We start from the raw sequence: 12,624 nt of genomic DNA, 5'->3' as shown, positions 1-12,624 counted from the left end.
GGACCGCGGCCGCGGTCCGCAGGCACACCGGGCACGGCGTCGAGGACTTCATCGAGCAGCTGGCGGAACTGGAGGGCTACCTCGACGGCGGGCTGCCGGAGGGGCACACCTTCGCCGGGGTGCACGCGGTGCCGACCAACCCGACGCGCCCACCGGTGTGGCTGCTGGGGTCGAGCGGCTACAGCGCGGCGCTCGCGGCGAGGCTGGGGCGGCCGTTCGCGTTCGCCTACCACTTCGCGCCCGACAACGCCCCCGCCGCGTTGAGCCACTACCGCGCGGAGTTCCGGCCGAGCCCCGAACTGGCTCAGCCGCACGCGATCCTCACCGTCGGCGTGATCACCGCGGACACCGCGGAGGAGGCGCAGCGCCTGTCGCGGCCGATGGGGTTGTCGGCCGCCCGGTTGCGATCCGGGCGGCCGACGCGGCTGCCTTCGCCGGAGGCCGTCGAACAGCACGCGTGGACGCTGTCCGAAGAGGCCATCGCGGAGCACTTCCTCGCCACGTACCTGGTGGGCGGACCGGATGACGTGGCGTCGCGGCTGCGTGAACTGGTCGCCTCGATGGGGGCGGACGAGGCGATGATCACCTCGATCATCCACTCGGCGGAGGACCAGCGCCGCAGCTACTCCCTGCTGGCGAAGGCGATGAACTAGCTCGCCAGGAAGTCGCCGAGCACGGTGTTGAAGCGCTCGGGCTCCTCGGCGAAGGGAGCGTGCCCGCTGTCGGCGAAGCGCGCGACCTCGGCGTTGGGCAGCTCGCCCGCCAGCCAGCCCGCGAGGTCGCCGGGGAAGACCTTGCTCTGCTCGCCGTAGATCAGCAGCGCGGGCACGGTGACCCGGCACAGCATCGCCCGCAGGTCGGCGTAGGCCATGTCGAACCACACGTCCAGCGCGCTGCGCGTGTGGGTCTTGGTGGTCTCGGCGTAGATCGCGTCGATGGTGGCCTGGTCGGGCTCGGTGGCGAAGCACGCGGCGATGAACGGCTTGATCACCGAGGGGCGCGCGTGCCGGACGCTCTGCGTGAACACGGCCAGATCGGTGATGGAATAGCCGCCCATCAACGGGAAGTCCCACTCGGCGGCGTCGAGGAAGCGCGGGGACTGGTCGACGAAGCAGACCGAGCGCAGCTTCTCCGTGCCGTGCTCGCGGACGTAGCTGAGGATCACCGCCGTGCCCATCGACCAGCCGACGAGGCACACCTCGTCCAGCTCCAGGTGGTCGATGAGCGCGCGGACGTCCTGGGCGTACTGGTGCAGCGAGTGGCCCTGCTCGGTCTTGCCGGAGTTGCCGTGGCCGCGGAAGTCGACGGCGATCACGCGGTTGTGCTGGGCCAGCGGGCCGGTGTTGGCCTGCCAGAACGTGCTGTTCATCGTCCAGCCGTGCAGCAGGACGACCGCCGGACCGGAACCGGTGTCCTCGTAGTGCAGCGGCACCCCGTCGGGGAGTTCGAGGTAGGCCATGGGTCTCATCCCTTTCGGCGTGCGAGCGGTCGCCGCAGATGATCGAGCCGGTGTTGATCAGCGGAGAAGGGGTTGCAACGGGGTTGCACGAGGGTTGCAGCGGTTCGCGGCGCGGATCTACGTTCTCGGTGGAGGCGACCATGGACGCTGAGGGGAAGCGGTTGGCCCGCGTGCGGGACCAGGCGCTGAGTGGTGTCGTGCCGCGCGGAGTGCGTCCGGCGGTGCGCGCGTCGTGGGACCGCTCGCGCGGCAGCGGCGTGCACCCGGACCGGCACCTGCCGCCGGTTGCCTTGGCGGAGAACGATGTCGTCGAGCTGCGCCGCGAGCACGCGTTGGCGCGGGTGTGGCCGACGGTGGAGCGGACGCTGCACACCTCGCTCGACGGCCCCGGGCGCATCCTGTTCCTGAGCGACGCGGCGGGTCACCTGCTGTGGATCAACGGTGATCGTCCGACCGTGCGGCGGGCCGAGCGCGTCAACCTGGTGCCGGGCGCGCGGTGGAGCGAGGACGCCGCCGGGACCAGCGGTGTCGGCACGACTTTGGCTCTGGGACGGCCTTTCCAGGTGCGCGGGCCGGAGCACTACCTGTCCGCCGCGACCACCTACACGTGCTCCGCCGCGCCGATCCGCGACCCGATGACCGGCGCGGTGCTCGGCGTGCTCGACCTGACCACCGAGCCGCTGGACGGCGCTGAGGGTTTGGCGTTGTCGCTGGTGATCTCGACCGCGCGGCTGGCTGAGGCGCAGTTGCGGGAGTACGCGCAACGCCAGCACATCGAGCTTCAACGCCGGTATGTCAGCCGTTTGGCCAACCGCGTCGGCAGTCACAGCGCTGTCGTGGCTCCCGACGGCCGCGTGGTGCTGGCCGATCCCGTCGGGTGGTTGCCTTCGCGGTGGTATCTGCCGTTGCGTGAGGGGACCGCCGTCCTGCCCGACGGGCGTTCCGTGGTGATCGAACGACTCGCGGTCGACGGGCCGTTTTTCGTTATGGCACAAGAGGTGGAGGTCGACGGCGCCGTGGTCTTCGGCGGCCTCGGGCTCGACCGGGGTTGGCTGCGCGTGGACGGCGTGGCGCACGAGCTGACTCAACGGCACAGCGAGCTGGTGGCCGTTCTGTGCGCGTGGCCCGGCGGCTTGACAGCCGAGGGTTTGGCGCGCGAGGTCTACGGCCCGCACGGCAAGACCGTGACCGTGCGCGCGGAGATGACCCGGCTCCGGCGGATTCTCGGCTACCGCCTGGCCTCGGAGCCCTACCGCCTTGTCGGCCCCGTTCGCGCGGATTTCCTTGACCTGGAACAGGATCTGCCGTCCGGCTCGGTCGGCGGTTTGCTGGACCGCTACCGTGGCCCGCTCCTACCGCGCTCAGCGGCTCCCGGCATCGTCGAGCTGCGCGCACGGGTGCACGAACGCCTGCGCCAACGCGTGTTCTCCGACGGCGACCCCGACTCCGTGGTCCGCTGGCTAGCCGCACCCCACGCCCGCCCCACCAGCTAAACTCATCCCATGCACCCCACCGCCCCGCTCGCCTCATCGCGCGCCGGCGTGGTCTGAACCTTCCCGTTTCGTACTCATAGCGGGAAATAGAGCGCTCCCAACTCCCGGTATCAGTACGAAACGGATTCGGCGGCCTGGCGGACCGCTGGGCGGGGCCTGGATGTGGAGCGGGCTTATTGGGATTCCCCGACCCGCACTCCGCCCACCTCATCCCCGAAGAAGGGCGGCGGGCTACGGAGTGCGGGCTATGCGGTGGAAGCGGTCGGCCACGTGGAGCAGCCGCGCGGCCAGCTCGGGGTGGGCTGCGCGGTCGAAGGTGAAGTCGGCGTCGAGCATGCCGAGCCACAACGCGAGCATCTCCGGGTTGTCGGAGCCGACGAACATGCGGCAGGTCGCGGCGTCCACGGGCTCCACCACCACCCAGTCCGGCAGCCGCGCGGAGACGTGCTCGGCGGGCGCGTGCACGGTCACCTCCACGCGGTAGCGCCACACCGCCGCGCCGAGGCTGCGCTCCACGTACTCGACGAGATCGCCGCCGGGTGCTTCCCGCATCGAGAAACGGGGGCCGTTGGGGACGCGCGGAGTGATCCGGTCGGCGCGGAACATCCGCCAGTCCTTCCGCGAGGTGTCCCACGCGACGAGGTACCACCGCCCGCGCGTGTGCACGAGTCGATGCGGTTCGGCGTCGCGCCTGCTCGGCGTCCCGTCGAAGGAGCGGTAGTCGAAGCGCAGCGTCTCACCGGCCCGTATCGCCGCCGCGATGGTGGTCAGCACCTCGGAGTCGATCACTGGGCCGCCACGGGGGAGTGACAGCGTCGCGCCGTGCACCACGGAGACGCGGTCGCGGAGCCGGCTCGGCAGCATGCGCTCCAGCTTCGCGAGCGCGCGCAGCGAGGACTCGGCCATCCCGGCCACCCCCGCGCCCGCCGCGACCCGCAGGCTCACCGCCGTCGCGATCGCCTCATCGTCTTCGAGCAGCAACGGCGGCAGCGAAGCGCCGAAGCCCATCCGGTAGCCGCCCATCACGCCCGGGGTGGCTTCGACCGGGTAGTCCAGCGACCGCAGCCGCTCCACGTCGTTGCGGATCGTTCGATCGGAGACGCCGAGGCGCTCGGCGAGCTGGGCCCCGGTCCAGTCGCGCGGCTGCTGCAACAGGCCGAGGAGGCGGAGGAGTCGGGCTGCCGTCGTCATGAGAAAAGTATGCCCGCAATCGCGGAACGATCCTTGCCGCAATAGCTCCTACTGTCTCTCTCATGACCTCCCACACCGAGAACGCCAGCACCGAGATCCGCCCCTTCCGGATCGCCGTCTCCGATGCCGACCTGATCGACCTCCGCGAGCGGCTGACCAAGGCCCGGTGGCCGCAGCACCCCTCCGGCGAGGACTGGAGCCGGGGCGTGCCCACCACCTACCTCCGCGGCCTCGCGGAGTACTGGGCCACCGGCTTCGACTGGCGCGCCCAGGAAGCCGCGATCAACGAGATCCCGCAGTTCATCACCACGATCGACGGCCAGGACATCCACTTCCTGCACGTGCGCTCCGCCAACCCCGACGCGGTGCCGCTGATCCTCACCCACGGCTGGCCCAGCAGCTTCGTGGAGTTCCTCGATGTGATCGAACCGTTGAGCGCCGACTTCCACCTGGTCGTCCCGACGCTGCCCGGCTACGGCTTCTCCGCCCCGGTCGCCGACGAGGGCTGGGGCAACCTCTTCCGCGTCGCGATGGCGTGGGCGGAGCTGATGAACCGCCTCGGCTACGAGCAGTACGCCGTGCACGGCACCGACGCGGGCTCCGGTGTCTCGCAGATCCTGCCGATGGTGGCGCCCGGGAAGGTGCTGGGCGTGCACGTCACCGGCACCGCGCCGTCGCTGCCGTTCGGCCCGGCCATCGACACCACCGGCCTGGACGAGACCGACCGGCACCGCGCCGAGCGCTTCAACCAGTACCAGCAGGACGGGATCGGCTACCTGCACATCCAGTCGACGCGCCCGCAGACCCTGGGCTACGGCCTGAACGACTCGCCGATCGCCCAGTTGGCGTGGATCGCGGAGAAGTTCCGCGAGTGGACCGACCCCGCCGCGAAGCTGCCGGAGGACGCGGTCGGCCGCGACCGTCTGCTCACCGCCGTCAGCGTCTACTGGTTCACCGGGGCCGGGGCCTCCTCCGCCCACGCTCTCTACGAGGGCATGCAGGTCTACCGGCAGATGGCCGCGTCCTCGCAGGACCAGGCTGCCGCGCCCCCGGCCGCCCGTACCGCGTACGCGGTGTTCGCCGGGGACGACACCATCCGCTCCCTCGTCGACCCGGCCGGGCACGCCGAGCGCTGGACGGAGCACGACCGGGGCGGGCACTTCCCGGCGATGGAGGTCCCCGACCTGCTCAGCGCCGACATCAAGGCGTTCTTCCTGCCCGATCACGGCTGAGCGGCAAGCGGAACCCGGCGACGATCAGCCAGATCAGCCCGGTGAAGCGCGCGATCGGCAGGAGGTAGCCGGCTCCTTCGAGGAGCAGGGTGAGAGTGGCGAGCTGGGCGAGTCCGGCGATGACGAGCCCAGCCACGCTCCACCACTTCGGCAGCAGTCCGGCGAGGAGGCCGGGCACGGCGATGCCCGCGATCAGCAGTCCCAGCGGGACCACGTGCCCGACTCCGCCGGCGCCGAAGGCGAGATGGTGCAGTACGCGCACCAGAACCGGCTCGTCAGAGATGCCCGGCCGGGACAACACCCAGCAGAGCAGCCCGGAGAGCGCCATGAACGCCGAAGCGAGCAGCCCGCCCGCCAGCGCGATGGTCGCCCCGGGCGCGCGGATGCCGAGCCGGTGCAGCCGCGCGTGAACGGTCGCGGTGTAGATCGCCAGCGGGAACGCGCAGGCGAACTGGAAGAACGCGCTGACCTGAACGGCCGACCGGTGACTGCTGAAGTAGGCGAAGCTGTCGGCCTCCGGCCCGAACGGCGAGGGGAACACCGCTCCGCCGCCGACGATGGCGCTGAGCGCGAGCCCGGCCACGAACAGGGCCGTGAAGACGACCGCGAGCACTCCGAGCGGCGGGCCGCCCTGGGGGTTGTGGCGCTGGCTGTTCACGCGATCACCCGCCCACCGGTGAGGTCCAGCGTCGCGCCGGTCACCCAGGACGAGGCGGGGGAGACCAGGTACAGCACCGCCTGCGCGACGTCCTCGGCCACGCCGAGCCTGCCGAGCGGGAACGCCTCGGCCATCTCCGCGAGCTGCTCCGGCGACAGCGCCTGGCGCATCTTGTCGTTGACCACGGTGGACGGCGCGAGGCAGTTGACCCGCACGCCGTCGCGGCCGACCTCGTTCGCCAGGTGCTTGGCGAACATGATCACACCGGCCTTGGCCGCCGCGTAGGCCGCGTTCGCGTGCGACGGCGAGCGCCCCGCCGTGGAGGACATCAGCACGATCGAGCCCGCGCTGCGCTCGATCATCCTCGGCAGGAACTCGTGCACCACAAGGAAAACCGACGTCAGGTCGATCTCCAGCACCGAGCGCCACCGCTGCGGTGAGAGCTTCGCGGTCGGTGTGGGCCTGCCAGCGCCTCCGGCGAAGGGCGCCAGGATCTCCACCGGTCCCAGCTCGTCCTCGACCCTCGCGCGCAGCTCCGCCAGCGCCGCCGCGTCGGTCACGTCGGCCGGGACGGCGAGCGCGCGCCCACCCACCTCGGTGATCGACTCGACGACCGCGGCCAGCGCGTCCTTGTCGCGCCCGTTGACCGCGACCGCGGCTCCGGCCGCCGCCAGTCCGCGCGAGGTCGCCGCGCCGATTCCGCGTGAACCGCCCGTGACCAGGGCGACCTTCCCTTCGAGGGATCTCGTCATCCGACTCTCCTGCCCGCTCAATGGTTCACTTCGGTAAATGATTCATCGCACTGAATCGTTCTGTGGGCGGTACGATAGACCCCGTGTCGACATCACGCAATCACCGAGGTGGCGCGGCCTTCCTGCTCGCCCAACTGGGCGCGCACGCCGCCAACCGCTTCGCCGAACGCATCAGCGAGCTCGGGCTCTCGCCCTCCGACGTGGGGCTGCTGCGGATGATCGGCACCGACCCCGGGCTCAGCCAGCGCGCGCTCGCCGACCACCTCGGCGTCGTGCCCAGCAGGGTCACCGCGCTCGTCGACCAGCTCGACCGACAGGGCCTGGTGGAGCGGCGGCGCAGCACCGAGGACCGCAGGAACTACGAGCTGCACCTCACCGAGGAGGGCGGGAGCCTGCTCGGCCGGATGCGGTCGCTCGGCGCCGCGCACGAGGCCGACATCTGCGCGGCCCTCGACGAGCGGCAGCGTGCGCAGCTGATCGACCTGCTCCGCCTGATCGTCGACCAGCAGGGCCTCACCGCGGGCGTGCACCCCGGTTACCGCTCCTAGGTTCGCTTGCCCAGATTCGCCTTGCGGCCGAGCTGATCGCGCAGCCGGGCGGCTCCGTGCGGCAGGAAGACGCCGATCTCCTCCGCCAGCACCCGGCACGTGCTGACCAGCACCGCCAGCACCCGATCAAGGTCGTTGCCGCTCGACGTCCACGGCTTTTCCTTGTCCAGCAACCGGTTCGCGTCATCGACGACCTCCACGACCGCGGCCGTGGCGGCGCGGAAGTCGAAGTCCGCCAGCGCTTCGTCGATACGTTCGGCGAGCCCGGCCGCCGCGCGCGTCCGAGCCGCCGGGGCCACGACTCGGCCGTCGCGGAGCCGGTGCGCGAGCGTGATCACGCGGTTGACGAGGTTTCCCAACCCGTTCGCCAGCTCCCCGTCCGCCCTGCTGATCAAGCGCTTCTCGGTGAAGTCGGTGTCGCCGAGCCTGGCCACCTCGCGCAGCGATCACCACCGCACCGCGTCGGCACCGAAGCGCTCGACCAGATCGAGGGGTGCCACCGCGTTGCCCGCGCTCTTCGCGATCTTCTCGCCGTCGACGGTCAGGTAGTCGTGCACGGCGATCACGTCCGGCAGCGCTTCGCCCGCGGAGAGCAGCAACGCTGGCCAGTGCACGGCGTGGAAGCGCACAATGCCCTTGCCGATCACGTGCACGCGCTCGGCCGCGCCGGCCCACCGCCCCGGGTCCGCGGTGAGGTAGTTGGCCAGCGCGTCCCACCACACGTGGACCACCTGGCTCGGGTCGCCCGGCACCGGGATGCCCCAGCCGTCCGACCTGGCCGCCGGGCGGGGCACGCTGATGTCCGCGAGCCCGACCTTCACGAAAGCCAGGACTTCGTTGCGCCGCGCGGCGGGTTCGCCCCTGATCCGGTCTGACGCCACCAGATCCCGCACGCGGTCGGCGTAGCGGGAGAGCCGGAAGAACCAGTTCTGCTCGACGATCAGCTCCGGCTCGACCCCGTGCTCCCGGCAACGCCCGTCGACGAGGTCGTCCTCCCGGTAGAACTGTTCGCAGCCGCCGCAATACAGGCCCTCGTAGCTGCGCCGGTAGAAGTCGCCGCGCTCAGCGCCGGCCCGCCACAGCTCGCGCACTCCGGCGCTGTGCCGCTCGTCAGCGCTGGTGCGGATGAAGTCGTCCACCGACAGGCCGAGCAGCCCGGGCAGCTCGCGGAAGCGCTCGGCGTTGGCGTGAGGAAGTGCGCGCCGGTGCCACGCGATCGGGCATGGCGCGCAAGGACATCGGCCTGGATCAGCTCCAGCGCGTGCCCGATGTGCGGTTCACCGTTGACGTAGGGGATCGCGGTGGTGATGTAGCGGCTCATGGCTCTCCTGCCGCTCGGACGACGACGAGTAGAGCGAAGCCCCGGCGTCGGCCGGGGCTTGGTCGAAGGTCTCAGCTGGTGTCAGCGCGCGCCGACGGGCCCCGTGCAGGGGCTCGGCATCTCGGAACGGTTCGCGCGCATGCCGAGCATCATGACCGCGCGATCTGGCTCTGTCACCCGGGTTCCGGCCTGGCGGATCACTGGGCCTTGCTGATGATCGCCTGGACCTCGCGGACGCCGTCGATGCCCTCCAGCGCGATGGGTCGAGGGGTGATCCTGCCACTGCCGAACCGCATGAGATCGCTCCAGACGGAGCTGTCACCGAAGGTGATGGTGCCGCTGCCGTCCTCCCGAGCGTTCACGGTCGGCGGGGCGAGATTGCGGAGGTACGCCGTGCGCGTGCGGCGGAAGCCCAGGGGCGCGGACACGACGATCACTCGGCGGTCAGTCACCGCGTAGAGGGAACTGCGCAGGGTGCGCCACCGCACGACCAACCGTCCGGCCACGAAGTAGACACCGATCAGGACGAACGGAATGCCGGTCGCGACGAACGCGGGCGGTGCCCCGATGCTGGCCGCGCTGGACAACCAGAAGACGGCGAACCCACACCACACCAAGCTGAACGGCACAAGCACGATGTCCGAGGCGGTGAACACGGGATAGCGGACGGGCCTGCCGGACCACAGTTGCCGCTCGTCGGGCAACAGCTCACTCGCGATGGACATGAGCGAAACTTAGAGATGCCGGGGTTGAAAGTCCTTCATTTCGACGATCGCCGAAAACCGCTGGCGGGTGGGGACCAGAAGGCCGAGGTCGAGCGCTTGGCGCCACCCGCGTCGACGTCGGTCAGGGCGATGTCGACTGGCCGAGGTAGCGGCGGACCGCGAGCAACGCGATGTCGTCGGAGGACGGCTGGTCGCCGACGAGCGCGGCCATGATCCGGGCGCAGGCCGTTTCCGGTGGGGTGGCGGCGACGACCTGCCGCAGGTGCTCCATGCGGCTGTCGAGGTCCAAGTGACGCCGCTCGACCAGGCCGTCTGTGTAGAACGCGAGCAGCGCTCCGTCGGGCACCTCGACGCGCACGCCCTGCCTCCCGGTGACGGCCAGGTTGTAGCCGACGGGCGGCCCGACCGGCGCTTCCACGTGCCGGGTCTCTTCGCCTGGCACGGCCAAAACGGGCGGCAGATGACCCGCCAGGGCCAGTTCCATGGCGCCGGTCCCGGGCTCGATCACCGCGTAGGCGACGGTCGCCATCGTGTTGGCCTCGAAGTGGCTCGCTTTCCGGTCGAGCTTGCCGAGCACTTCCGCCGGATCGGCGAACTCCAGCGCGTAGGCCCGCAGCGCGCTCCGCAACCGCCCCATCACCACCGCCGCGCGCAACCCGCTGCCGACCACGTCCCCGATCACGAGGCCGATGCGCTCGTCGGGCAGGCGCAGCACGTCGTACCAGTCGCCACCGACGTGGTTGTCGGCGCCGGGGACGTACCGCGCGGCCATCTCCCAGCCCTCTGTGCTCGGCAGGCGGCCGGGCAGGAGGCTGTCCTGCAGAACGGTGACAGCGGTCCGCTCCGACGCCGACCGGTGCAGGTGCGCGGCCATCGCGAGCCGGTCCGCGAACAGCTGCAACAGCGAGACTTCCTCGTCGGTGAACTTGCGGGCCTCGGTGCTGCCGATGTGCAGGACTCCGGCCAGGTCGCCGTGGTGCGCCACCATCGGCACCCCCAACAGCACTCGCAGGCCCCGGTCCCACAGCAACGGGTTGGCCACTGTGGACTCGTCGACCCGCTCGATCTGCACCGGCTCGCGGAGTTGCGCCACCCGCCCCGCGAACCCGGCGCCGACCGGGACGCGCACGCCTTGGAAGACCTCTTCTTCGAGGCCCGAGGTCGCCTTCGCCACCAGCTGCTCGCCGCTGGAGTCCAGCAACAGCACCGTCGCGGTGTCGACGGAGAACAGCTCTCGCACCTGGCTGAGCAGGGTGCGGAAGAGCTCTGGCAGCTCGAACTCCCTGAGCCTGCTGTCGGTGATCGCTTCCAACACCCGCAGGCGCATCTCCGCGCCGCCGCCGCTACGCACTGGCGGAGGCAATCCGCGTGAGCGCGTTCAGCGCGGCCGGGAAGCCCACGTACACGGAGAGGTGCAGAACTGCCTCCACGGCCGCCCTGTCGTCGCCGACCGCCCGCACGTGGTCGTCGAGTTCCGGCGCCACACCCCCGAGCGCCGTGTACGCCGCGAGCGCCACCAGGTGCCGGTCCTGGTCGCCCAGCCCGCTGACCTCGTCACCCGCCACGTCGACCGTGGAACCGACCAGGTCCAGTGCCTCTCGCAGCTGCCGCCCCGAACACCCCACGTTCCGCGCCGCCGCGAGGTGGAACCGCAACTGCGCTTCCGCGAACCCCACCGCCGCCAACGCGGCCACCGTGATCAGTTGGCGCTGCGCCAACGACAACCCCGCCCGCTGGTAGACCCCGCCGTACACGTACGCGACGGCTTCGGTCCCGAAGTCGTCGGCGCCGATGCGGTGGAACAGCTCCAGCACGGCGGGCTCGTCCGTCCCGCCCAGTTGGCGGAGCAGTGCCAAGCCCCGGTCGTAGTCACCCACGCTGGAGATCCTGTCGTACTAGAAGGGCGCCGGTTCGGCGATGGGTTCGAGTTCCGTCTCGTAGACCCGGTTGCTGGGGGTCGTCCACTGGTGTCGGCCGTCAGGAAGGTTCTTACACCTCCAGTTGGAGTGAGTCTTCATCCGGTGATGGTGTCGGCACTTCGGCCGGAGGTTCTTGATGGTCGTGTTGGTGCCGTCGTACGGGCGGCAGTGGTCAACGTCGCAGCGCTGCGCGGGTTGCTGACACCCGATCGCGGTGCAGCGGGGATACCTGGCGTTGATCAACTCTCGCTGTTTCGCTGTTGGGCGGTAGGTATCGCTGACTTCTTCGGCCATCCCGGTGACCGGATCGGTCAAGATCCGCTTCCAGATGCCACCGGCGGCGATGTCCTGGGCGACACTCGTCGGGATCGGCCCGTATCCCGCCAGCATGCCGGGGTCGTCGGTGAGACCGAGCAGGGCGGTGATGGGCATGGTCAGGTAGACCATCGTCTGGCCTTGCGGCGCCGGGGTGTCCAGACCCATCAGGAGGTCTCGTGCGACGTCGGCGCGTTTCTGGTCGAGGGTGCGGTCGTCTTTGGGCAGGGACTTCGCGATCCGGTCGATGTGGTCGTAGGCCATCGCGGTGTCATGCGCGGCGAACGCCAGGCGAAGTTCGGCCATGCCGTCGTCCAGGTTGGTCTTCCACACCAACCGCTCCTTGCGCTTCTCCTCGTGACGGCGTTCGGCTGCCTTGGGGTCGAGTTTGTGGATCAACGTCTGGGCACGCCTGCGGATCGAGGTGTGGATGCGGGTGGGGGTGTAGGCCAGCAGGTCGGCCTCGGCGATCGACGCTTGGGGCTCTTTGAGGATGCTGACTTGGTCGACGATGAGGCGGGCTTTGCCCTCATCGATCAACCCGGCCGACAGGGCCGCGAGCACCAACGGGCGTTCGGTGAGCTCTAGGGAGTTGGAGAGGATGTGGTCGGCGCCACGTCGGGAGATGTGCAAGGCGCAGGCGACCTCATTCTGCACATACTGGTAATCACGATCATCAGCAGCGTTCTGGAATGCGGTCAAGGCTGTGGCGAGTTCCGCTTTCGCATGACAAAGAGCAGCATGTTTCGCCTCAACCTCGACCAACAGTTCATCGAGGGTCATACCTCGATTCTACGCCAATAAAATAGTCGATCATGGCTCTAAAGAATGAATTCCCAGGCGCCCCAAGCGCCGAAAACGCAACCCCCACGAAACAGAACACGCGGCTGGAATGGTCGGCTTTACCTGGGGTGCGCGTGCCATACGCTTGCGCGAGGGCCGGGTTCACTACCCGTGCCCCTGTAAGGCCCAGGGGCACGCGCAAGGGGCCCCCAGGTCAAGCCGGCCCCA

13 protein-coding genes and 1 pseudogene are annotated in these 12,624 nt (G+C 70.1%); 4 read left to right on the top strand and 10 right to left on the bottom strand.

Annotation, left to right across the window (positions count from 1 at the left end; genetic code table 11):
• Window positions 1-653 (top strand): MsnO8 family LLM class oxidoreductase (locus CCN37_RS36245; protein ID WP_143261982.1); only part of this gene is annotated, 653 nt, incomplete at its 5' end.
• On the opposite strand, the gene CCN37_RS36240 is transcribed toward CCN37_RS36245, so the two are convergent.
• Complete coding sequence (locus tag CCN37_RS36240) at window positions 650-1,459, bottom strand: alpha/beta fold hydrolase (RefSeq protein WP_168201023.1); 810 nt, start codon at window positions 1,457-1,459, stop codon at window positions 650-652. The two genes, CCN37_RS36245 and CCN37_RS36240, sit on opposite strands and share 4 nt — an antisense overlap.
• 140 nt (window positions 1,460-1,599) lie before the next feature.
• Here CCN37_RS36240 and CCN37_RS36235 point away from each other — a divergent pair, with 140 nt between their 5' ends.
• On the top strand, window positions 1,600-2,952 hold the full coding sequence (locus CCN37_RS36235) for a GAF domain-containing protein (RefSeq protein ID WP_168201022.1): 1,353 nt from the start codon (window positions 1,600-1,602) through the stop codon (window positions 2,950-2,952).
• 231 nt (window positions 2,953-3,183) lie between these two features.
• Here CCN37_RS36235 and CCN37_RS36230 read toward each other — a convergent pair whose 3' ends face one another.
• Window positions 3,184-4,143, bottom strand: a complete 960-nt coding sequence (locus tag CCN37_RS36230; protein WP_086829770.1) for a YafY family protein — start codon at window positions 4,141-4,143, stop codon at window positions 3,184-3,186.
• A 62-nt stretch (window positions 4,144-4,205) separates the two neighbouring features.
• Between CCN37_RS36230 and CCN37_RS36225 the strand changes: the two genes are divergently transcribed.
• The gene (locus CCN37_RS36225) at window positions 4,206-5,375 is read left to right on the top strand and encodes an epoxide hydrolase family protein (RefSeq protein WP_086829767.1); all 1,170 of its coding nucleotides are present in this window, start codon (window positions 4,206-4,208) and stop codon (window positions 5,373-5,375) included.
• Here the strand turns inward: CCN37_RS36225 and CCN37_RS36220 are convergent.
• Together CCN37_RS36220 and CCN37_RS36215 are read right to left on the bottom strand one after the other, a co-directional pair.
• Complete coding sequence (locus CCN37_RS36220; RefSeq protein ID WP_210408370.1) at window positions 5,344-6,033, bottom strand: DUF4386 domain-containing protein; 690 nt, start codon at window positions 6,031-6,033, stop codon at window positions 5,344-5,346. The genes CCN37_RS36225 and CCN37_RS36220 overlap by 32 nt on opposite strands.
• Entirely contained in the window at window positions 6,030-6,785 is a 756-nt protein-coding gene (locus tag CCN37_RS36215; protein WP_086829765.1) for an SDR family NAD(P)-dependent oxidoreductase, read from the bottom strand. Before CCN37_RS36215 ends, CCN37_RS36220 begins: the two co-directional genes overlap by 4 nt.
• 83 nt (window positions 6,786-6,868) lie before the next feature.
• Here CCN37_RS36215 and CCN37_RS36210 point away from each other — a divergent pair, with 83 nt between their 5' ends.
• Window positions 6,869-7,333 carry a MarR family winged helix-turn-helix transcriptional regulator gene (locus CCN37_RS36210; protein ID WP_210408369.1) on the top strand — a complete coding sequence of 155 codons (465 nt, stop codon included), beginning with the start codon at window positions 6,869-6,871 and terminating at the stop codon, window positions 7,331-7,333.
• Here the strand turns inward: CCN37_RS36210 and CCN37_RS41190 are convergent.
• The 6 genes and pseudogenes from CCN37_RS41190 to CCN37_RS36185 all read right to left on the bottom strand — a co-directional run bounded on the left by CCN37_RS41190 (window position 7,330) and on the right by CCN37_RS36185 (window position 12,396).
• Window positions 7,330-7,767 (bottom strand): hypothetical protein, encoded by a 438-nt coding sequence (locus CCN37_RS41190; RefSeq protein ID WP_210408368.1) that lies wholly within the window; start codon window positions 7,765-7,767, stop codon window positions 7,330-7,332. The genes CCN37_RS36210 and CCN37_RS41190 overlap by 4 nt on opposite strands.
• Before the next feature lie 12 nt (window positions 7,768-7,779).
• A pseudogene (locus CCN37_RS41185) lies at window positions 7,780-8,654 on the bottom strand (methionine--tRNA ligase).
• 197 nt (window positions 8,655-8,851) lie between these two features.
• Window positions 8,852-9,379 (bottom strand): hypothetical protein, encoded by a 528-nt coding sequence (locus tag CCN37_RS36200; protein WP_086829761.1) that lies wholly within the window; start codon window positions 9,377-9,379, stop codon window positions 8,852-8,854.
• Between the two features lie 121 nt (window positions 9,380-9,500).
• A complete protein-coding gene (locus CCN37_RS36195) occupies window positions 9,501-10,730 on the bottom strand; it encodes a PP2C family protein-serine/threonine phosphatase (protein WP_246843520.1) in 1,230 nt (409 codons plus the stop codon).
• On the bottom strand, window positions 10,723-11,256 hold the full coding sequence (locus CCN37_RS36190; RefSeq protein WP_086829759.1) for a carboxymuconolactone decarboxylase family protein: 534 nt from the start codon (window positions 11,254-11,256) through the stop codon (window positions 10,723-10,725). The genes CCN37_RS36195 and CCN37_RS36190 overlap by 8 nt, the downstream gene beginning before the upstream one ends.
• A gap of 18 nt (window positions 11,257-11,274) precedes the next feature.
• A complete protein-coding gene (locus CCN37_RS36185; protein WP_086829757.1) occupies window positions 11,275-12,396 on the bottom strand; it encodes an HNH endonuclease signature motif containing protein in 1,122 nt (373 codons plus the stop codon).
• Window positions 12,397-12,624: the final 228 nt, after the last annotated feature.

Source organism: Allokutzneria sp. NRRL B-24872 (assembly GCF_002155965.1).
Taxonomy (GTDB): Bacteria; Actinomycetota; Actinomycetes; order Mycobacteriales; family Pseudonocardiaceae; genus Allokutzneria.
The sequence above is the reverse complement of the archived record's forward strand: the minus strand, read 5'-3'. Positions and strand labels throughout refer to the sequence as shown.